We start from the raw sequence: 21,032 nt of genomic DNA, 5'->3' as shown, positions 1-21,032 counted from the left end.
CCGCGCGATCCGCCCGGAACAATCGGCTGTCATGAAGATCACCGGGCTTGAGGTCGTGCCGTTCGAGACCTTCGTCGATCGAATCTCGTTCGGCCAGTTGAACACCGACTACCGCGTCGTCCAGACCGTCACCAAGGTGCTCACCGACGAGGGAGTCGAGGGTTACTACTTCGGCGGTCACTTCCACGGCGACCAGGACGGCCTGCTGCCCGGGGACCAGGCACTGATCACGCAGTTCCTGAGCCCGCTGCTCGCCGGGCAGGACCCGTTCGACCGGGTGGAGATCTGGCGGCAGCTGTGGGCGGCGAAGCTCCCCGAAAACGTCTGCAGCGTCATCGATCTAGCCCTGTGGGACCTGGCGGGCCGGCTCGCCGGGCTGCCGGTGCGCAAGCTGCTGGGCGGTGCTCGCGACCGGGTCAAGGCGTATGCGAGCAGCTTCAACAATCTCGGATCGCCCGACGAATACGCCGCCCACGCCGTCGAATGTCAACGACAGGGCTATCGCGCCTACAAGATCCATCCCTACCACTACTGGAACCCCGCGACCCGCCAACCCGCGCTGCCGCGGCCGTCGTACGTGGACTGGGACGTCCGGGTGTGCCGGGAGGTTCGGGCGGCGGTCGGTGACGAGATGGTGCTGATGTTCGACCCGTGGGGCACCTACCACACCTACTCCGACGCGCTGCGCGTCGGCCGCGAACTCGAGCGGCTGGGCTTCTACTGGTACGAGCACCCGATGCCCGAGCACCGGGTCGAGGCCTACGTGAAGCTGGCCGACGAGCTCGAAATCCCGATCTGCTCACCGGAGATCGCCGAGGGCGGCATCGACACCCGCGCCGACTGGATCCTGCGCAAGGCGTCCGACATCAGCCGCATCGACGTGCTGCGCGGCGGCATCACCGGCGTCATGAAGCTGGCCGGCATGTGCGAGGCGGTCGGCATGCGCTGCGAGCTGCACATGAGCGGCTTCGGCAACCTCCAAGTCCTCGGCGCCACAAGCGAAGACGTCTGCGAATACTACGAGCGCGGCCTGCTGGGGCCCGGGGTCCGCTACGACGCCGCCCCGCCCTACCTCGACGCGCCCTGCGATCCGCTCGGCCCGGACGGCTTCGTCGAACTGCCGCAGGCGCCGGGACTCGGCTACCTGATCCGGTGGGACTACATCGACGCTCACCGCCTGCCCGTCAGCACCGCCGAGCCGGTCGCGCCGCTGCACCCGAGATAATGGCCGCATGGCGTGCTGCGGATACCCCATTCCCGCCCAGGACTGCGACGGAGCCTTCACCGTCGACGCGTCGCGGGTGACCTTCGGGAGAGGTTGCCTGGCGGAGGTGGGTGACCGTGCCAAGGTCCTGGGCATGCGGCGGGTGGCGTTGTTCTCCGACGCCGGCGTGGCCGGCCTGCCCGTCTTCGCCACGGCCCGCGACTCGCTCGCCGCGGCCGGGCTCGACGTCGTCACCTACACCGACGTGCATGTCGAGCCCACCGACGCGTCGTTTCGGGACGCGGCACGGTTCGCGGCGGAGACGAACCCCGACGGCTACGTGTCGCTGGGCGGTGGCTCGGTCATCGACACGTGCAAGGCCGCCAACCTGTACGCCACCCATCCCGCCGATCTCCCGGCCTACGTCAACGCGCCGATCGGGGAGGGCAGACCCGTGCCCGGCCCGCTCAAGCCGCACATCGCCTGCCCCACCACCGCGGGCACCGGGAGCGAGGTCACCGGCATCGCGATCTTCGACCTGCTGTCGCTGAAGGCCAAGACCGGCATCGCGTCGCCCGCGCTGCGCCCCACCGAGGCGCTCGTCGACCCCGACTGCACCGCGAGCCTGCCCCGCGAGGTCGTCGCGTCGGCCGGCCTCGACGTGCTGTCGCACGCGTTGGAGTCCTACACCGCGCGGCCGTACGTCCGGCGGCGCGCGCCCGAACGCCCGAGCCTGCGGCCCATGAGCCAGGGCGCCAACCCGTGGAGCGATCTCGGCTGCCGCGAGGCCTTGCGCGTGCTGGGGCAGTTCCTGGAGCGCGCGGTGAGCGACGCCTCCGACCGCGAGGCGCGCGAGCAGATGATGTGGGCCGCCACCCTGGCGGGCATCGCGTTCGGCAACGCGGGCGTGCACGCCCCGCACGGCATGGCCTACGCGGTGGCCGGGCTGGTCCGCGAATTCCGGCCGCCCGGGTATCCGGACGACGAGCCGCTCGTGCCGCACGGCATGGCCGTCATCCTCAACGCGCCGTCGTCGTTCCGCTTCACGGCGCAGGCCAGCCCGGAGCGGCACCTGGAAGGCGCGCGGCTGCTGGGCGCCGACACCCGGGGCGCGGACCCGAGGGATGCGGGCGAGGTGCTGGCCGACGAACTCATCCGCATCATGCGGGCGGTCGGCATGCCCAACGGGCTGGGCGGGGTCGGCTACACCGACGACGACCTGGCGGCCCTGACCGAGGGCGCCTACCCGCAGCAGCGCCTGTTGCAGAACGCCCCGCGCGAGATGAGCAAACCGGTGCTGGCCGACCTGTTCCGGCAGGCCATGCGGTACTGGTAGACGATGGGCTCACCTGCGGCGGGCGACCTCACCAGCGCCGACTTCCCGGTGTTGTGGCCGGTGGGAACCCGGTGGGCCGACAACGACATGTTCGGCCACCTCAACAATGCGGTGTACTACCAGCTGTTCGACACCGCGATCAACGCCTGGATCAACACGACCACCGGCCTCGACCCACTCACCACGCCGGCGCTGGGCATCGTCGCCGAGTCGGGCTGCCGCTACTTCTCGGAGCTGCATTTCCCGGAGAGCCTCGTGGTGGGCCTCGCGGTGACGCGGCTGGGCCGCAGCAGCGTCACCTACCGGCTCGGCGTGTTCCGCGGCGACGGCGGCGGACCCCGGCCGATCACGGCGCTGGGCCACTGGGTGCACGTCTACGTCGACCGGATCAGCCGCAAACCGGTGCCCATTCCCGACGCCATCCGCTCGCTGCTGTCGACGGCCCGCGTTGGCGAGATGGCATAGGAGTCGGCCACTTTCGCCGCCCCGGCTATGCTTCGCCAATGCCAGTTCTGAGCAGGACCGTCGAGGTCGGCGCCGACGCCGCGTCGATCATGGGGATCGTCGCCGACTTCGAGCGCTACCCGGAATGGAACGAGGAGATCAAGGGCCTGTGGGTGCTCGCCCGCTACGACGACGGGCGCCCCAGCCAGGTGCGGCTCGACGCCGATTACCAAGGCATGCAGGCGACGTTCATCCAGGCGGTCTACTACCCGGGGGAAAACCAGATCCAGACCGTGCTGCAGCAGGGCGACCTGTTCACCAAGCAGGAGCAGCTGTTCAGCGCGGTCGAGACGGGCGCATCCAGCCTGCTGACGGTGGACATGGACGTCGAGACCAACATGCCGGTGCCCGCCCCGATGCTGAAGCAGCTCGCCAACAACGTGCTCGACCACCTCGCCAACAACCTCAAGCAGCGCGCCGAGCAGCTGGCCGGCGGCTAGGGCGCTCGGCTCAGCCGAAGACTCCCGTGCGGTCCAGCATCACCGTCAGCCGGTCCGCCGCGTCGCTGAACTGCCAGACGGCGTGCTCGATCACCGCGGCGGCGTCGCGCCGGCGCAGGGCCGCCACCAGCTGCCGGTGGTTCTGCACCGCGGCCGCACCCCACTCGGGATCGGCCGCGTACACCAGCAGCGGCGCGTAGCGGGCGGCGTTGAGCAGGAACCACGCCAGCTTGATCCGTCCGCTGGCCTGGTTGAAGACGCGGTGAAAAGCGAACTCGATGCCCGCGATGGTTTCGGCGTCGCTGGATCCCAGGGCCGCCGCAAGGGCGTTGGTGATGCGGTCCAGCTCGTCGATCTCGGCGTCGGTGATGTGCTCGGTGGCCGCGGCGGCGAGTTCCCTGGCGATTGTCGCCTGTAGCCAGAAGATGTCCTCGATGTCCTGCCGCGACAGCGGCAGCACGACATGCCCGCGGTGCGGCTCCAGCTGGACCATGCCCTCGCCGCGCAACTTCAGCAACGCTTCGCGCACCGGGGTCACGCTGACGCCGAGTTCCGCCGCGGTCTCATCGAGGCGGATGAACGTCCCGGGACGCAAGGCCCCGGACATGATCGCGGCGCGCAGGTGGCCCGCGACCTCGTCGGACAGCTGCGCCCGGCGGAGTGGCCGCCGGGTCCTCCGGTGCGTCCTGATCGGTGCGTTCACGCGGGCTGCCAGGGGTTTCGCGGGCTGGGCGGGTCTTGTCTTTGTGGCACTAAAGCCATAATGTGACCCACACAACACTATGTTTTATCAAATATCAACCTGGCGCAAGCGGTGCGCGAGGTGAAGGGGAGGCAACTAGTTGACCGCGCAACTGGCCAGCCAGCCGACCCGGGCCACCGAGCAGCCCTACCTGTCCCGGCGGCAGAACTGGGTCAACCAACTGGAACGGCACGCGCTGATGCAACCGAACGCAACGGCGCTGCGTTTCCTGGGCAACACGGTCACCTGGGGCGGCCTGCACCGCCGGGTGATGGCGCTGGCCGACGCGCTGAGCCGCCGCGGGGTCGGCTTCGGTGATCGCGTCATGATCCTGATGCTCAACCGCACCGAATTCGTCGAGTCGGTGCTGGCCGCCAACGCGCTCGGGGCCATCGCGGTCCCGCTCAACTTCCGGCTCACCTCGGCGGAGGTCGTCTTTTTGGTCGAGGACTGCGAGGCGCGGGTGATGATCACCGAAGCCGTGCTCGCGCCGGTGGCCACCGGCGTTCGTGACATCCAGCCGATGCTCGACACCATTGTCGTGGCCGGCGCGGCGACCGACGACCGTGTCTTCGGCTACGAAGACCTCGTTAGCGAGCGCGGCGACGAGCGCGGGTCCAGGGACATCCCGGACATCCCGAACGACTCGCCGGCGCTGATCATGTACACCTCGGGCACCACCGGGCGGCCCAAGGGTGCGGTGCTGACCCACGCCAATCTGACCGGCCAGACCATGACCGGCCTCTACACCAACGGCGCCGACATAAATAGCGATGTCGGTTTCATCGGTGTCCCGTTCTTCCACATCGCCGGGATCGGCAACATGCTCACCGGCATGCTGCTCGGCATCCCCACGGTGATCTATCCGCTCGGCGCCTTCGACCCGGGGCAGCTGCTCGACGTGCTGTCGGCGGAGAAGGTCACCGGCCTGTTCCTGGTTCCCGCGCAGTGGCAGGCGGTGTGCGCCGAGCAGCGGGCGCGACCCCGCGACCTGAGGCTGCGGGTGATGTCGTGGGGGGCCGCCCCGGCGCCGGACGCGTTGCTGCGGGAGATGTCGGCAACCTTCCCCGGCACCCAGATCCTGGCGGCGTTCGGCCAGACCGAGATGTCGCCGGTCACCTGCATGCTGCTCGGCGAGGACGCGATCCGGAAGCGCGGCTCGGTCGGCAAGGTGATCCCCACGGTCGCGGCGCGCGTGGTGGACGAGAACATGAACGACGTGCCGGTCGGCGAGGTGGGCGAGATCGTCTACCGGGCACCGACTTTGATGAGCGGCTACTGGAACAACCCGGAGGCCACGGCGGAGGCGTTCGCGGGCGGTTGGTTCCATTCCGGAGACCTGGTGCGCATGGACGAGGAAGGCTACGTCTGGGTGGTCGACCGCAAGAAGGACATGATCATCTCCGGCGGCGAGAACATCTACTGCGCCGAGGTCGAGAACGTTCTCGCCGGCCATCCTCAGATCGTCGAGGTCGCCGTCATCGGCCGGGTCCACGAGAAATGGGGCGAGGTGCCGATCGCGGTCGCGGCCATCGCCGGCGACGAACTGCGGCTCGACGACCTGCACGAGTACCTGGCCGAGCGGCTGGCGCGCTACAAGCATCCGAAGGCGCTCGAGATCGTCGACGCCCTTCCCCGCAACCCGGCCGGAAAGGTGCTCAAGACTGAGCTACGGGTGCGCTACGGGGTGGTCACGGTGACCGAAAGCGCTTCTGGCGCAAGGGATTCAGCTACCGGAGAGGAAGGTTGACGGAAACTGTAACGTTTGCCCGCTGTTGACGAAGGGTTAATTGTGCGGATGCAGTTCACACGTTCACGGCCATCGGGTACATTCCTGTGGTCTCCGTTACTACTTGCCGGTAGGGAGCCGATGGTCACAGACGTAGGGTCGCGGCAAGGCGGGGGCGGCGTGCGACACGATAGGCCGCGGATCCGCCAGTCCCGCGGTGTCGAGGGGAGGGGGCAGCGGTGACTTCGACGACGGAAAGTCGACGCGGCCCCTATCTGGTCGGCTACCTTCGCGACCAGCTCGAGACTCCGCTGACCCTCATCGGTGGCTTCTTCCGGATGTGCGTCCTGACCGGAAGGGCGCTGTTCCGCTGGCCTTTCCAGTGGCGCGAGTTCGTTCTGCAGTGCTGGTTCATCATGCGGGTGGCGTTCCTGCCGACCATCATGGTCTCGATCCCGCTGACCGTTCTGCTGATCTTCACCCTCAACGTCCTGCTGGCCCAGTTCGGTGCGGCCGACCTGTCGGGTGCGGGCGCCGCCATCGGCGCGGTCACCCAGTTGGGCCCGCTGACCACCGTGCTGGTGGTGGCCGGCGCCGGCTCGACGGCGATCTGCGCGGACCTGGGTGCCCGCACCATTCGCGAAGAGATCGACGCGATGGAGGTGCTGGGCATCGACCCGATCCACCGGCTGGTGGTGCCCCGGGTGATCGCCGCGACCCTGGTCGCCACGCTGCTCAACGGCCTGGTGATCACCGTCGGCCTGGTCGGCGGCTACCTGTTCGGTGTGTACCTGCAGAACGTCTCGGGCGGGGCCTACCTGGCCACCCTGACCACCATCACGGGCCTGCCGGAGGTGGTCATCGCAACGGTCAAGGCCGCGACGTTCGGCCTCATCGCCGGCCTGGTCGGCTGTTTCCGCGGCCTGACCGTGCGCGGCGGGTCCAAGGGGCTGGGCACCGCGGTCAACGAGACCGTGGTGCTCTGCGTGGTCGCGCTCTACGCGGTGAACGTGGTGCTGACCACGATCGGTGTTCGGTTCGGGACGGGGCGCTGACATGTCGACCGGTGCGGTGTTGCGCGCCCGCTTCCCGCGGGCGGTCGAGAACGTCAATCGCTACGGCGGCGCCTTCGGCCGTGGACTCGACGACATCGGGCAGATGGGCTGGTTCGGGGCGGTGGCCCTCGGCAACATCCCGCACGCGCTGCGCAACTACCGCAAGGAGACGCTGCGGCTGATCGCCCAGATCGGCATGGGCACCGGCGCGATGGCCGTCGTCGGCGGCACGGTCGCGATCGTCGGCTTCGTCACGCTGTCCGGTAGCTCGCTCGTGGCCATCCAGGGGTTCGCATCCCTGGGCAACATCGGCGTCGAGGCGTTCACCGGCTTCTTCGCCGCATTGATCAACGTGCGCATCGCCGCACCCGTCGTGACCGGGATCTCGATGGCCGCCACCGTCGGCGCCGGCGCCACCGCCGAGCTGGGGGCCATGCGGATCAGCGAGGAGATCGACGCCCTCGAGGTCATGGGGGTCAAGTCGATTTCGTTCCTGGCGAGCACGCGGATCATGGCCGGCCTGGTGGTGATCATCCCGCTCTACTCGCTGGCCATGATCATGTCGTTCCTGTCGCCGCAGATCACCACGACGGTGATCTACGGGCAGTCGCACGGCACCTATGAGCACTACTTCCGGACGTTCCTGCGCCCCGACGACGTGTTCTGGTCCTTCGTCGAGGCCATCATCATCACGGCGGTGGTCATGATCACCCACTGCTACTACGGGTACAACGCGGGCGGCGGACCCGTCGGCGTCGGCGAGGCCGTCGGCCGGTCGATGCGCTTCTCGCTGGTGTCGGTGCAGGTTGTCGTTCTGGCCGCCGCGTTGGCGCTCTACGGCGTCAACCCCAACTTCGCTTTAACGGTTTAGCCATGACCACTGCGACAGGGACCGCCGGAAAGGTCAACGCCCCCCACAACCCGCCCTACAAGCTGGCCGGGGTCGCGATGCTGGTCGTCGCCGCCGTGCTGCTGGTTTTGGTGTACGGGCAGTTCCGGGGGGACTTCACGCCCAAGACCAAGCTGACGATGGTGGCCTCCCGGGCCGGGCTCGTCATGGATCCGGGCTCCAAGGTCACCTACAACGGGGTGGAGATCGGCCGGGTCGCCAATATCTCCGAGATCGTCAAGGACGGCAAGCCGGCCGCCAAGTTCAGCCTCGACGTGTACCCGCGCTACCTCAAGCTGATCCCGTCGAACGTGAACGCCGACATCAAGGCGACGACGGTGTTCGGCGGCAAGTACGTGTCGCTGACGACGCCGAAAAACCCTTCCCCGCAACGGATCACGCCGCAGACCGTGATCGACGCCCGATCGGTGACGACGGAGATCAACACGCTGTTCCAGACCATCACCGAGATCGCGCAGCAGGTGGACCCGGTCAAGCTGAACCTGACGCTGAGCGCCGCCGCCCAGGCGCTGACCGGGCTGGGTGATCGGTTCGGTCAGTCGGTCGTCAACGCCAACGCGATCCTCGACGACGTCAACCCGCAGATGCCGCAGGCCCGCCACGACATCCAGCAGCTCGCGGGTCTGGGTGACACCTACGCCAACGCCGCGCCCGACCTGTTCGACTTCCTCAACAACGCCGTCGTCACGTCGCGCACGATCAATGCGCAGCAGAAGGACCTCGACCAGGCGTTGCTGTCGGCGGCCGGCTTCGGCAACACGGGCGCGGACATCTTCGAGAGAGGCGGGCCGTACCTCGCCCGCGGGGCCAGGGACCTGGTGCCCACGGCCCAGCTGCTGGACACCTACAGCCCCGAGCTGTTCTGCACGGTCCGCAACTACCACGACATCGAGCCCATCGCCCAGAAGTTCCTCGGCGGCAACGGCTATTCGCTCAACGCCGACACGAAGGTGCTGTCCGGACTGGGCTTGTTGCTCAACCCGCTGTCGGCGGTGACCCTCGTCGGTCTGATCGGAATCTTCGCGCTGCCCACCCAAGGGCTTGCGGGCCTGGGGAACATCGCCACCCTGATCGGCGGGGCGCCGAACCCGTACGTGTGGCCCGAGAATCTGCCGCGCGTGAACGCGCGCGGCGGGCCAGGCGGTGCGCCGGGTTGCTGGCAGCACATCACCCACGACCTGTGGCCCGCGCCCGAGTTGGTGATGGACTCCGGCAACAGCATCGCGCCGTACAACCACCTCGACACCGGTTCCCCGTACGCGATCGAGTACGTCTGGGGCCGCCAAGTAGGGGACAACACGATCAACCCATGAAAATCACCGGAACCATCGTTCGACTCAGCATCTTCTCCCTGGTGCTGCTGGTCTTCACTGTGATGATCATCGTGGTGTTCGGTCAGATGCGCTTCGACCGCACCTACGGGTACTCCGCGGAATTCACCAACATCAGCGGGCTGCGGCAGGGCCAATTCGTCCGGGCCTCGGGCGTGGAGATCGGCAAGGTCAGCTCGGTCGAGCTGGTCGACGGCGGCCGGCGCGCGCGGGTGAACTTCAGCGTCGACCGTTCGATCCCGCTGTATCAGTCGACGACGGCGCAGATCCGCTACCTCGACCTGATCGGCAACCGGTACCTGGAGCTCAAGCGCGGCGAGGGCGAGGGAGCCGACAAGGTGCTGCCCCCGGGCGGCTTCATCCCCGTGTCACGGACCTCGCCGGCGCTCGACCTCGACGCGCTGATCGGTGGTTTCAAGCCGCTGTTTCGGGCGCTCGACCCGCAAAAGGTCAACACCATCGCGACCGCGCTGATCACGGTGTTCCAGGGTCAGGGCGGCACCATCAACGACATCCTCGACAACACCGCGCAGCTGACGTCCCAGCTGGGGCAGCGCGACCAGGCGATCGGCGAGGTGATCAAGAACCTGAACGTCGTGCTGGACACCACGGTCCGGCATCGCCAGCAATTCGATCAGACGGTGAACAACCTCGAGGTGCTGATCACCGGGCTGAAGAACCACGCCGAACCGCTGGCGGCGGGCACCGCGCACATCAGCAACGCCGCCGGGACGGTGGCCGACCTGCTGGCCGAGGACCGCGGGTTGCTGCACAGCACCCTGAACTACCTGGACGCGGTGCAGCAGCCGCTGATCGATCAGCGCGAGCAACTGAACGACTTCATCCATAAAGTGCCGACCGCGCTGAACATGATCGGGCGCACCATCGGTTCCTACGGGGACTTCGTCAACTTCTACGCCTGCGACATCACCCTCAAGATCAACGGGTTGCAGGCCGGTGGTCCGGTGCGCACGGTCAAGCTCTTCTCGCAGCCGACGGGTAGGTGCACGCCGCAATGAGGACGCTGGAACCCCCCAACCGGATGCGCATCGGCCTGATGGGCATCATCGTGACGCTGCTCGTCATCGGTGTCGGTCAAAGCTTCACCAGCGTGCCCATGCTGATGGCCAAGCCGCACTACTACGGGCAGTTCACCGACACCGGCGGCCTCAGCAAAGGCGACAAGGTCCGCATCGCCGGCATGGACGTCGGGAAAGTGGAAAGCCTCAAGATCGACGGCGACCACATCCTGATCAAGTTCAATCTCGGCAGCCAACGGATCGGCACCGAAAGCCGGCTGGCGATCAAGACCGACACCATCCTCGGCAAAAAGGTCCTGGAGATCGAGAACCGGGGCAGCCAGACGCTGCGTCCCGGGGACTCGTTGCCGATCGGGCAGAGCACCACGCCTTACCAGATCTACGACGCGTTCTTCGACGTGACCAAGGCCGCGCAGGGTTGGGACATCGACACGGTCAAGCAGTCGCTGCACGTGCTGTCGGAGACGATCGATCAGACCTACCCGCACCTGAGTTCCGCGCTCGACGGCGTGGCCAAGTTCTCCGACACCATCGGCAAGCGCGACGAGCAGGTCAAGCACCTGCTCGCGCAGGCCAATCAGGTGGCGGGCATTCTGGGTGACCGCAGCGAGCAGATCGACCGGCTGCTGGTGAACGCGAAGGTCTTGCTGGCCGCGTTCAACGAGCGCGGCCAGGCGATCAACGCGCTGCTGAGCAACATCGCCGCCTTCTCCGAGCAGGTCAAGGGCTTCATCAAGGACAACCCCAACCTCAACCACGTGCTGGAGCAGTTGCGCACGGTCAGCGACATCCTGGTCCAGCGCAAGGACGACCTCGCCACCGGCTTCACCGAGGTCGGCAAATTCCTGCCATCGCTGAACGAGGCCATCGCGTCGGGACCGTTCTTCAAGGTGGTGCTGCACAACCTGTTTCCCGGTCAGATCGTGCAGCCGTTCATCGACGCCGCGTTCAAGAAGCGCGGCATCGACCCCGAAAACTTCTGGCGCAGCGCCGGTCTGCCGGAATTCCGGTGGCCCGACCCGAACGGCACCCGGCAGCCCAACGGCGCGCCGCCGCCGGCGCCGCCGGTGCTGGAGGGCACGCCCGACCATCCGGGACCGGCCGTCCCGCCCGGGTCGCCGTGCTCGTACACGCCGGCCAACCCCGGCGGCAACGTCACCGTCGGCGACGAGGGCCTGCCGCGGCCGTGGAACCCGTTGCCGTGCGCCGGCGCGAACATCGGCCCCTTCGGTGGAGTGAACTTCCCGGCGCCCGTCGACGTCGCGACGTCGCCGCCGAACCCCGACGGGCTGCCGCCCACCCCGGGCATCAACATCGCCGGGCGGCCGGGTGACCCGCCGCCGAACGTGCCGGGCACGCCGGTGCCGCTGCCGACTCAGGCGCCGCCGGGCGCGCGGACCGAGAACCTGGGACCGGCAGGCCCGACGCCGCCCCCGTCGACGTTCGCGCCGGCCCTGCCGCCCGGACCGCCGGCACCGCCCGGGCCGGGGATCCAGCTGCCGGCACCGTTCATCAACCCCGGCGGCACGGGAGGTAGCGGCGTCACCGGAGGTAGCCAGAATTGAGCACCATCTTTGACGTCCGCAACATCCGGCTGCCGAAGCTGTCCCGGACGTCGGTGATCGTCGGGTCGCTGGTCATCGTGCTGGCCCTGGTGGTCGGCTACGCCGGGTGGCGGCTGTACCAGAAGCTGACCAACAACACCGTCGTCGCGTACTTCCCGGCGGCCAACGCGCTGTACGCCGGCGACAAGGTCCAGATCATGGGCCTGCGGGTGGGCACGATCGACAAGATCGAGCCGGCCGGCGACAAGATGAAGGTGACCTTCCACTACGAGAACAAGTACAAGGTGCCCGCAAACGCGTCGGCGGTGATCCTCAACCCGACCCTGGTGGCCTCGCGCGCGATCCAGCTGGAGCCGGCCTACAAGGGCGGCCCGGTGCTGGCCGACAACGCCGTGATCCCCGAAGAACGCACCCAGGTGCCGGTGGAGTGGGACACCCTGCGCAACAGCATCACCAACATCATCTCCAAGCTCGGCCCGACGCCCGAGCAGCCCAAGGGCCCATTCGGTGAGGTCATCGAGTCCTACGCGAATGGCCTGGCCGGCAAGGGCAAGCAGATCAACACCACGCTGAACAGCCTGTCGCAGGCGTTGACCGCGCTCAACGAGGGGCGCGGCGACTTCTTCGCGGTGGTGCGCAGCCTGGCACTGTTCGTCAACGCCCTGCACCAGGACGACCAGCAGTTCGTCGCGCTGAACCAGAACCTCGCCGATGTCACCGGCCGGCTCGCCAGCTCCGACGGCGCCCTGGCCGACGCGATCTCACAGTTCGACAGTCTGCTTTCCACCGTGCGGCCCTGGCTGGACCAGAACCGCGAGGTGCTGACGCACGACGTCAACAACCTGGCGACGGCGACGAACGCGCTGCTGCAACCCGATTCGCTGAACGGTCTGGAGACCGCCCTGCACGTCCTGCCGACGGCCGCGGCGAACATCAACCAGATCTATCACCCGACGCACGGGTCGGTGGTGGCCATCCCGGCGATCACCAGCTTCGCCAACCCGATGCAGTTCATCTGCAGCTCGATCCAGGCCGGCAGCCGGCTGGGTTACCAGGAGTCCGCCGAGCTGTGCGCGCAATACCTGGCGCCGATCCTCGACGCGATCAAGTTCAACTACTTGCCCTTCGGCCTCAACGTCGCCAGCACGGCCGAGACGCTGCCCAAGGACGTCGCCTACTCCGAGCCGCGGCTGCACCCGCCGAACGGATACAAGGACACGACTGTCCCGGGCATCTGGTCACCGGATACGCCGACGTCACACCGCAACACCCAACACGGGTGGATCGTGGCCCCCGGCATGCAGGGGCAGCAGGTGGGACCGATCACGCAAGGTCTCATGACGCCTGAGTCGCTTGCCGAACTGATGGGTGGGCCCAACATTCCGCCCGTGGAGTCGACCCTTCAGACCCCGCCCGGGCCGCCGAACGCCTACGACGAGAGCCCCTCGCCGGTGATCGGGCAAAACCCGCCACAGGTGCCGATACCCCCGCCGCCGCCGGGGCCGGAGGTGGCCCCCGGCCCGGTCGCTCCGACGCCCGCGCCGGTCGCGGCGCCGGCCCCCAACGCCGGCGGGCCGGCGGCGCCCGCCGCCGCTGACCTAGGGGGTGGCCAGTGAGCGCGATTGCTCGTCGGATGCGTCACCGGGCCTGGCAGGGGCTGGTGCTCGGGGTGGCCGCGCTGGTGCTGAGCTCGTGCGGATGGAAAGGGATTTCCAACGTGGCGATCCCGGGCGGCCCGGGCAGCGGCTCGGGCGCAATGACCATCTATGTGCAGATGCCGGACACGCTCGCGATCAACGGCAACAGCAAAGTGATGGTCGCCGACGTCTTCGTCGGCTCGATCAAGGCCATCAACCTGAAGAACTGGGTGGCCACACTGACGCTCGGCATCGACAAGAACGTCAAGCTGCCGAAGAACGCGACGGCCAAGATCGGTCAGACCTCCCTGCTTGGTTCGCAGCACGTGGAGCTGGCGGCGCCGCCCAACCCGGTGGGGCAGCTCAAGGATGGCGACACCATTCCGTTGAAGAACTCATCGGCGTTTCCCACCACCGAGCAGACCCTGGCGAGCCTGTCGCTGATCCTGCGCGGCGGCGGCATCCCGAACCTGGAGGTGCTCCAGAACGAGGTCTTCAACATCTTCAACGGCCGGGGCAACCAGATCCGGGCCTTCCTGGGCAAGCTGGATACCTTCACCGACCAGCTGAATCAGCAGCGAGATGACATCACCCACGCCATCGACTCGACCAACCGGCTGCTGGCGTACGTGGGTGGCCGGGCCGATGTGCTGGATCGGGTGCTGACCGACGTCCCGCCGCTGATCAAGCATTTCGCCGACACCAAGCAGCTGCTGATCAACGCCGTCGACTCGGTGGGACGGCTCAGCCAGGCCGCCGACCAGTATCTGTCGGAGGCCAGAGCACCGCTGCACCAGGATCTGCAATCGCTGCAGTGCCCGCTGAAGGAGCTCGGCCGGGCGTCGCCGTATCTGATCGGGGCGCTGAAGCTGATTCTGACGCAGCCCTACGACATCGACACCATCCCGAAGCTCATGCGCGGCGACTACCAGAACGTTTCGATCACCCTGGACGTCACCTACAGCTCGATCGACAACGCGTTCCTGACCGGCACCGGGTTGTCGGGGGCGCTGCGGGCGCTCGAGCAGTCGTACGGGCGCGACCCGGAGACGATGATCCCCGACGTCCGCTACACGCCGAACCCGAACGACGCGCCCGGCGGGCCCCTGGTGGAGAGGGCGGATAGGAATTGCTGACTCCTTTCATCAGACGCCAGCTGATCGCGTTCGGGATCCTGACCGTGGTCTCGATCCTGGTGCTCGGTGTGTACTACCTGCAGATCCCGAGCCTGGTGGGCATCGGGCGGTACACGCTCAAGGCCGACCTGCCCGCCTCCGGTGGCCTGTATCCGACGGCGAACGTGACCTACCGCGGCGTCACCATCGGCAAGGTCACCGACGTCGAGCCCACCGAATCGGGCGCGCAGGCGACGATGAGCATCGACAGCCGGTACAAGATCCCGAGCGATGCGGTCGCGAACGTGCACTCGGTGTCGGCGGTGGGTGAGCAGTATCTGGACCTGGAGTCGACCGGCAACCCGGGCAAGTACCTCTCGTCCGGGCAGACGATCACCAGGGGCACGGTGCCCGCCGAGATCGGCCCCGCGCTGGACACCGCCAACCGGGGGCTGGCCGTCCTGCCCAAGGAGAAGATCGGCCAGCTGCTCGACGAGACGGCGCAGTCCGTGGGTGGGCTGGGCCCCGCCCTGCAGCGGCTGGTCGACTCGACCCAGGCGATCGTGGGTGACTTCAAGACGAACATCACCAACGTGAATGACATCATCCAGAACTCCGGGCCGATTCTGGACAGTCAGGTCAACTCCAACGCCGCGATCGAGCGCTGGGCGCGCAACCTGAACAACCTGTCCGCGCAGGCCGCCCAGGAGGACGGGCACCTGCGCAGCGTGCTGCGCCAGGCGGCGCCGACGGCCGACCAGGTCAATTCGGTGTTCAACGACGTGCGCGACTCGCTGCCGCAGACGCTGGCGAACCTCGAGGTGGTGTTCGACCTGCTGAAGCGCTACCACACCGGTGTGGAGCAGGTGCTGGTCTTCCTGCCGCAGGGAGCCTCGATCGCGCAGACGGTGGCAGCGCCGTTCCCGAACCAGGCCGCGCTCGACCTGGCGTTGTCGATCAACCAGCCCCCGCCCTGCCTGACCGGCTTCATTCCGGCGCCGGAGTGGCGGTCACCGGCGGACACCAGCCTGGCGCCGTTGCCGTCGGGCACCTACTGCAAGATTCCGATGGAGACCCCGGCCAACAGCGTGCGCGGATCGCGCAACATCCCGTGCACCGACGTCCCGGGCAAGCGGGCGGCCACGCCGCGGGAGTGCCGGGACCCCAACCCGTACGTGCCGGCGGGCACCAACCCCTGGTACGGGGACCCGAACCAGATCCTGACCTGCCCCGCCCCCGCGGCGCGCTGCGATCAGTCGGTGCGGCCCGGCATGGTGATTCCGGCACCGTCGGTCAACAACGGCCTGAACCCGGCGCCGTCGGACCGGGTCCCGGGCACGCCGCCGCCGACCAGCGACCCGCTGTCGCGGCCGGGAAGCGGCACGGTGCAGTGCAACGGCCAGCAGCCCAATCCGTGTGTCTACACTCCGAGCGGGCCCCCCGCCGCCATCTACAGTCCGCAGAGCGGTGAACTGGTGGGGCCCGATGGGGTGAAATACTCCGTCGAGAACTCGACCAAAACAGGAGACGACGGATGGAAGGAGATGCTGGCGCCGGCCGGCTGAACCCCCCACCCATGCCGAGGTTTCGTCGACTGCGCAGGCCCTCCCAAAGATCCAGTCCGAAGATCGACCAGGAGCCGGCGGCTGCTGAGGAACCCACCCCGGAGCTGACGGCCGAGGACCCGGAGGCCGCCGAAGCCCAAGCGACGGCCCCGGCGGCCGTCGACGCGGTGCCGGAACCGGAGGGCGAAGCCGGGGAGACGAGCCCGGAGGCGTCGGCGGAGCATGCGCCGGTGGCCGAGGTCGAAACCGCCGCTGCGGCCGCCGGCGTCGAGCGCCGCTCGTCGCGACTGGGTCGCTGGTGGCTGGCCGGCATCGCCGCCGCGCTCGTGCTGCTGGCCGCCGGCCTGGGGGCGGGCGGCTACTTTGCCCTGCGCTACCACCACCAAAGCCAGGTGATCGCCCGCAACGACGCCGCGGCGCTCAAGGCGGCGGTGGATTGTGTGTCGGCGACTCAGGCCCCCGACACCAATGCGATGGTCCAGAGCGAACAGAAGATCATCGAGTGCGGCACGGACGCGTACCGCTCCCAGGCGCTGCTGTACACCAACATGATCGTTCAGGCCTACCAGGCCGCCAACGTTCACGTTCAGGTCTCCGATGCGCGCGCGGCGGTGGAGCGTAACAACGACGACGGCACGGTCGACGTGCTCGTCGCGATGCGCGTCAAGGTGTCAAGCGACCAGTCGCAAAAGGAAACCGGCTACCGCCTGCGGGTGAAGATGGCATTCGCCGAGGGGCAGTACCGGATTTCCAAGCTCGACCAGGTGACGAAGTGACGGTGGTGGTCGAGGAGATTCCGGCTCGGGCTGAAAACACGGCGGCCATACCGGAGTCACCGCGGGACGCCTTGGCGCCCTGGCAAATTCGAGCGGCCGCGTTCGCCGTCGACGTCGTGCCGTGCGTCGCCGTGGCGACGACGATGGCGTTGGTCGCCTGGACCGTCGCCGCGTACTCCGCTTGGTGGTGGGTGTGTGTCTCGGTCGGTGGCCTGGCCATCCTGCTGATGTTGGCCGACCGGTTGATGCTGCCAACCCTTACCGGGTGGAGCCTGGGACGCGGCCTGTTCGGAATCGCCGTGGTCCGCCGCGACGGCACGGCCATCGGGCCGTGGGGGCTGCTGCTGCGGGATCTGGCCCACCTGCTCGACACCGCATCGGTAGTGGGATGGCTTTGGCCGCTGTGGGATTCGCGGCGCCGCACGTTCGCCGACATGCTGCTGGGCACCGAAGCGCGCCGCGTCGAACTCGACGACGAGGCGCCGGGAAAGTTGCGGCGCTGGACCGCGATGGTGGTGCTGATCGCGACGGCGGTGTGCCTCGCCGGGGTGGCCGTGAGCTACCTGGTGGTGTACTCCCGCGATCGGGCGAGCGAGCAAAGCAGGGCGCAGATCGAGGCGCAGGGGCCCAAGATGGTCGCGCAGATGCTGACGTACGACCCGAAGTCGTTGCGCGACGACTTCGCTCGTGCCCGGTCGCTGGCGACCGACAAGTACCGAAGCCAGCTGGCGGCGCAGCAGGACGTGGTCGAGAAGGGCAATCCGGTCATCAACGAGTACTGGCCCACCGACTGGTCGGTGCAATCGGTCACGCCGGATCGCGCGACGATGCTGCTGTTCCTGCAGGGGCGGCGCGGCGTGGGACCCGGCGAGCGCTACATCAGCGCGACCGTTCGGGTGGAATTCGCCAAGGGCGCGGACGCGCATTGGCGCGTTGACGACCTCGCCGTGCTGACCAGACCGAAACCGCCGGGGAACGGAAAATGAGCCCCCGCCGCAGGTTTGAGCCCGGCGCGGAGTCGCTGCTCGTGGCGCGCCCGGTGCCGGCGTCGCGACCGCGGTGGATGCCGGCCGTCGGCGCGGGCGCCGCGGTGCTGATGGTCGTGTCGATCGCGGCATGCACGCTGATGCTGATTTCTCACGAACGCCGCGCGCGCCTCGCGTCGAAGGAGCGCGAGGTGCTCGCCTACGTGGGCGGGTTCATGACGCAGTTCACCTCCATCGACCCCTATCACGCCAACGACTATGTGAACCGGGTATTGGCCCAGGCGACAGGTGATTTCGCCAAGCAGTACCACGACAAGGCAAACGAGATCCTGCTGCAGGTCGCCCGGGCCGAACCCGCGACCGGCACCGTCCTGGGCTCCGGCGTGGAGCGGTGGAACGACGACGGCAGCGCCACGGTGATGGTGGCCACCGACGTGACCTCCAAGTCGCCGGACGAAAAGCAGGTATTCGACAACACCAATCGTTGGACGGCAACCGTCACGCAGGAAGGGAATCAGTGGAAGATCAGCAACCTGCTGCAGGTGACCTGACCGCCGACGCGGAAGAGACCGAAGAATCCTCCGGTGAAGACGCCGCGGAGACCAGCGAAAGCGCCGACGGGGCAACCGAATCCGCCGACGCTGCCACGCCGGACGAAGAAGAGGCGGCGACGGACGCCAACAAAAAGCGACCCCGGCGCAAGATCCTGGCCGGCAAACGGCTCGCCATCACGATCGCGTTGGCCGCCGTGCTGTTCGTCGGCTCCGCGGCGTTCGCGGGCGCGGCGATGCAGCCGTACCTGAGCGATCGCGCCACGACCGCGACAAAGCTGAAGGTGGCGCGCACCGCTGCCAACGCCATCACGACGCTGTGGACCTACACCCCGGAGAACATGGACGGCCTCGCCGATCGCGCGGCGGTCTACCTCAGCGGTGACTTCGAGGCCCAGTACCGCAAGTTCCTCGACGCGATCGTTGGCCCCAACAAGCAGGCCAAGGTGACCAACAGCACCGAAGTCACCGGCGCGGCGGTCGAATCGCTGGACGATCCGAATGCCATCGTCATCGTGTACACCAACACCACGTCCACCAGCCCGCTGACCAAGAACATCCCGTCGCTGAAATACCTGTCCTATCGGCTGTTCATGAAGCGCACAGGCGGGCGCTGGCTGGTGACGAGGATGACGACCATCACCTCGCTGGACCTGACCCCGCAGGTCTAGCCCGTGCCCGTCGCGTCACCGGTCTCCGAACGCGCGACCGTCGCGGCGCTGCTGCTGCTGACCTTCGCCACCGGCCTGGCCGACGCGATCAGCATCCTGGTACTCGGCCACGTCTTCGTGGCCAACATGACCGGCAACGTGATCTTCCTCGGCTTCTGGCTGGCCCCGCGAACCAACATCGACCTGACGGCGGTCGTGGTGGCCCTGCCCACCTTCGTCTGCACCACGATCGTCAGCGGCCGGCTGGCACGGCATTTCGGTGGGCGGACGCGACCGTGGATCACCACGGTGCTGGGCAGCGAGATCGTGTTACTGGTGACGCTGTCGATCCTGGCCGGCGGCGGCGTGCTGCACTACCACGACAACAGCAAGCTGGTCATGATCGGGCTGCTGGCGGTGACCTTCGGCTTGCAGCACTCGAGCGCGCGCCAGTTCGGCATCCAGGAGCTGTCCACCACGGTGTTGACGTCGACGATCGTCAGCCTCGGCCTGGACAGTCACCTGGCCGGCGGGACCGGCGCCCGCGAAAAGCTGCGCTTCAGCGTGGTTTTCACGATGTGCGCCGGCGCCCTGGTCGGCGCGACGATGTCGCGATTCGTCGTCGCCCCGGTGTTCGCGGTCACGGCGGCGGTCGTCGCGACCAGCCTGCTGATCTTCCGCCTGGGACCGCCGCCGTCGAGGTCTAGCGGCGATCGCGAGGGCGGCGAAGCCGGGCGAAGCGGGTCGCCGCCGTCGAGGTCTAGTTGAAGGCCAGCCAGCTCGGCAGCGCCCGCTCGTGCGAGTCGCACAGCACCTCGCGGGTGTCGCACGATCCCCGCGGCGACCCGGCGCCTGCCCACATGCCGCCGGTGTCGCGCCGCAGCACGATGGCCGACGACCCGCCGCCGTCGAGCAGCACCGCGGTGTCGCTGCCCAGGCCGCGGAACAGGTCCTGGATGTTGTCCGGCGTGTAGCTGCCGCCCTCGAAGATGTACATCTCGTCGCGTTGCTTGACGTAGGCCAGCGCCGTCCGCGCCGCGCTGGGACCGCCGTCGTTGAGCTGCCCCGTCTTGCCGGGCGACAGCAGGCCGATCCCCGACACGGCGACGAACCGTTCGTTGCGGCTCAGGAGGTCCTGGACGACCGGCGTGGCGACGTCGTAGTCCTGGGGGCTCTTGGGGCGCAACACATACGGCGCGGCGCCCGACGGCAGGATCATCGTCGACAGGGCGCTCCAGCTCTCGCCGCCGCCGGAGAGGCCCTGCTTGCCCGGATACGCGACGGTGCCGGTGACCGCCTGGTTCGCCCGGCCCTGGCCGCGGGTGTTGTCGACGAAGGCGCCCAGCGGGGAGCTGCAACCGGTCTGGCGCCAGGAGCCGGCCTTCTGCGGCCGGATGTCGAAGAAGTTGGCGTTGATGGCGATCGTCGGCTGCCCGAGCCGCTGCCACGCCTGCAGCGGCGGGTAGATCTCCGACGCCTGCCACAGGCCCTCGCCGGTGCGGGCGCCGGGGTTGTTCTCGCAGCGCGCCTGGTCGCCCTGGTGGGTGTCGACGAGCAGGTGCGGCGCGAGCCGTCCCGCCGCGTTCTTGATGATCATCAGGTGCCCGCCGTTGTTCATCTCGTACCAGCTGCCACCGGCGTTGAGCATCGGCGTGGGGTGACCGGGACCGAAGTTGTAGACGAGGTAGGAGCCCTTGGTGGTCTCGATGGCGTTGGCCAGCAGGTCACGCCCGTCGGCGGCGCGCGCGACGGGTTGCCCCGCGGTGCTCGCCAGCACCGCGCATGCCGCCACGGCGGTGCAGCAGGCCGCCAGCCGGCGCAGGCTGGCAAGGGGCGTGAGCACGGTGGACCTTTCGGCACTGATGGCTATGCAACATCAATAGCATCAGTCACACC

The 21,032-nt window shown here is 68.2% G+C and carries 20 protein-coding genes; 18 read left to right on the top strand and 2 right to left on the bottom strand.

The genetic code is table 11. The features are described from left to right. The first annotated feature begins 31 nt into the window (after nucleotides 1-31). The 4 genes from A5705_RS25455 to A5705_RS25440 are packed head-to-tail and all read left to right on the top strand — an operon-like array spanning nucleotide 32 to nucleotide 3,484. Nucleotides 32-1,225, top strand: a complete 1,194-nt coding sequence (locus A5705_RS25455; RefSeq protein WP_068280819.1) for an enolase C-terminal domain-like protein — start codon at nucleotides 32-34, stop codon at nucleotides 1,223-1,225. Nucleotides 1,226-1,232: 7 nt separating this feature from the next. Beyond that, complete coding sequence (locus tag A5705_RS25450; RefSeq protein WP_068280816.1) at nucleotides 1,233-2,540, top strand: hydroxyacid-oxoacid transhydrogenase; 1,308 nt, start codon at nucleotides 1,233-1,235, stop codon at nucleotides 2,538-2,540. A gap of 3 nt (nucleotides 2,541-2,543) precedes the next feature. Next, nucleotides 2,544-3,005 carry a thioesterase family protein gene (locus tag A5705_RS25445; RefSeq protein ID WP_067883879.1) on the top strand — a complete coding sequence of 154 codons (462 nt, stop codon included), beginning with the start codon at nucleotides 2,544-2,546 and terminating at the stop codon, nucleotides 3,003-3,005. A 38-nt stretch (nucleotides 3,006-3,043) separates the two neighbouring features. After that, nucleotides 3,044-3,484, top strand: coding sequence for an SRPBCC family protein (locus tag A5705_RS25440; RefSeq protein WP_067883878.1), 441 nt, complete (start codon nucleotides 3,044-3,046; stop codon nucleotides 3,482-3,484). A gap of 10 nt (nucleotides 3,485-3,494) precedes the next feature. Here A5705_RS25440 and A5705_RS25435 read toward each other — a convergent pair whose 3' ends face one another. Next, a complete protein-coding gene (locus A5705_RS25435) occupies nucleotides 3,495-4,187 on the bottom strand; it encodes a GntR family transcriptional regulator (RefSeq protein WP_067883876.1) in 693 nt (230 codons plus the stop codon). Between the two features lie 139 nt (nucleotides 4,188-4,326). On the opposite strand from A5705_RS25435, the gene fadD5 reads away from it, so the two are divergent. The 14 genes from fadD5 (at nucleotide 4,327) to A5705_RS25365 (ending at nucleotide 19,904) form a co-directional block, all read left to right on the top strand. Beyond that, complete coding sequence (fadD5, locus tag A5705_RS25430; protein WP_068280813.1) at nucleotides 4,327-5,976, top strand: fatty-acid--CoA ligase FadD5; 1,650 nt, start codon at nucleotides 4,327-4,329, stop codon at nucleotides 5,974-5,976. A 218-nt stretch (nucleotides 5,977-6,194) separates the two neighbouring features. Further along, nucleotides 6,195-7,010: an ABC transporter permease gene (locus A5705_RS25425; protein WP_067883872.1), complete on the top strand. Its 816-nt coding sequence runs from the start codon at nucleotides 6,195-6,197 to the stop codon at nucleotides 7,008-7,010. Between the two features lies 1 nt (nucleotide 7,011). Next, nucleotides 7,012-7,881: an ABC transporter permease gene (locus A5705_RS25420; RefSeq protein ID WP_068280810.1), complete on the top strand. Its 870-nt coding sequence runs from the start codon at nucleotides 7,012-7,014 to the stop codon at nucleotides 7,879-7,881. Between the two features lie 2 nt (nucleotides 7,882-7,883). Then, the gene (locus A5705_RS25415; protein ID WP_068280807.1) at nucleotides 7,884-9,233 is read left to right on the top strand and encodes an MCE family protein; all 1,350 of its coding nucleotides are present in this window, start codon (nucleotides 7,884-7,886) and stop codon (nucleotides 9,231-9,233) included. After that, nucleotides 9,230-10,270 (top strand): virulence factor Mce family protein, encoded by a 1,041-nt coding sequence (locus A5705_RS25410; protein ID WP_067883867.1) that lies wholly within the window; start codon nucleotides 9,230-9,232, stop codon nucleotides 10,268-10,270. The genes A5705_RS25415 and A5705_RS25410 overlap by 4 nt, the downstream gene beginning before the upstream one ends. Further along, complete coding sequence (locus tag A5705_RS25405) at nucleotides 10,267-11,856, top strand: virulence factor Mce family protein (RefSeq protein WP_068280804.1); 1,590 nt, start codon at nucleotides 10,267-10,269, stop codon at nucleotides 11,854-11,856. Before A5705_RS25410 ends, A5705_RS25405 begins: the two co-directional genes overlap by 4 nt. Then, entirely contained in the window at nucleotides 11,853-13,472 is a 1,620-nt protein-coding gene (locus A5705_RS25400; protein ID WP_068280801.1) for a virulence factor Mce family protein, read from the top strand. Before A5705_RS25405 ends, A5705_RS25400 begins: the two co-directional genes overlap by 4 nt. A gap of 17 nt (nucleotides 13,473-13,489) precedes the next feature. Continuing rightward, nucleotides 13,490-14,629: a virulence factor Mce family protein gene (locus tag A5705_RS25395; protein ID WP_068280798.1), complete on the top strand. Its 1,140-nt coding sequence runs from the start codon at nucleotides 13,490-13,492 to the stop codon at nucleotides 14,627-14,629. Then, nucleotides 14,623-16,173 (top strand): virulence factor Mce family protein, encoded by a 1,551-nt coding sequence (locus tag A5705_RS25390; RefSeq protein WP_067883859.1) that lies wholly within the window; start codon nucleotides 14,623-14,625, stop codon nucleotides 16,171-16,173. The genes A5705_RS25395 and A5705_RS25390 overlap by 7 nt, the downstream gene beginning before the upstream one ends. Continuing rightward, the gene (locus A5705_RS25385) at nucleotides 16,143-16,949 is read left to right on the top strand and encodes an Mce protein (protein ID WP_156763229.1); all 807 of its coding nucleotides are present in this window, start codon (nucleotides 16,143-16,145) and stop codon (nucleotides 16,947-16,949) included. Before A5705_RS25390 ends, A5705_RS25385 begins: the two co-directional genes overlap by 31 nt. Next, nucleotides 16,946-17,935 carry an RDD family protein gene (locus A5705_RS25380; RefSeq protein WP_068280796.1) on the top strand — a complete coding sequence of 330 codons (990 nt, stop codon included), beginning with the start codon at nucleotides 16,946-16,948 and terminating at the stop codon, nucleotides 17,933-17,935. Before A5705_RS25385 ends, A5705_RS25380 begins: the two co-directional genes overlap by 4 nt. Continuing rightward, entirely contained in the window at nucleotides 17,932-18,486 is a 555-nt protein-coding gene (locus A5705_RS25375; RefSeq protein ID WP_067883856.1) for a mammalian cell entry protein, read from the top strand. The genes A5705_RS25380 and A5705_RS25375 overlap by 4 nt, the downstream gene beginning before the upstream one ends. Further along, nucleotides 18,453-19,157 carry a mammalian cell entry protein gene (locus A5705_RS25370; RefSeq protein WP_068280787.1) on the top strand — a complete coding sequence of 235 codons (705 nt, stop codon included), beginning with the start codon at nucleotides 18,453-18,455 and terminating at the stop codon, nucleotides 19,155-19,157. Before A5705_RS25375 ends, A5705_RS25370 begins: the two co-directional genes overlap by 34 nt. A 3-nt stretch (nucleotides 19,158-19,160) precedes the next feature. Further along, nucleotides 19,161-19,904: a YoaK family protein gene (locus tag A5705_RS25365; protein WP_067883852.1), complete on the top strand. Its 744-nt coding sequence runs from the start codon at nucleotides 19,161-19,163 to the stop codon at nucleotides 19,902-19,904. Here the strand turns inward: A5705_RS25365 and A5705_RS25360 are convergent. Continuing rightward, nucleotides 19,897-21,006, bottom strand: coding sequence for a phosphodiester glycosidase family protein (locus tag A5705_RS25360; protein WP_156763228.1), 1,110 nt, complete (start codon nucleotides 21,004-21,006; stop codon nucleotides 19,897-19,899). The genes A5705_RS25365 and A5705_RS25360 overlap by 8 nt on opposite strands. Between the last annotated feature and the right edge of the window lie 26 nt (nucleotides 21,007-21,032).

Source organism: Mycobacterium sp. E787, assembly GCF_001668725.1.
Classification (GTDB): Bacteria; Actinomycetota; Actinomycetes; order Mycobacteriales; family Mycobacteriaceae; genus Mycobacterium.
This window is presented reverse-complemented; position numbering and strand designations above follow the sequence as displayed.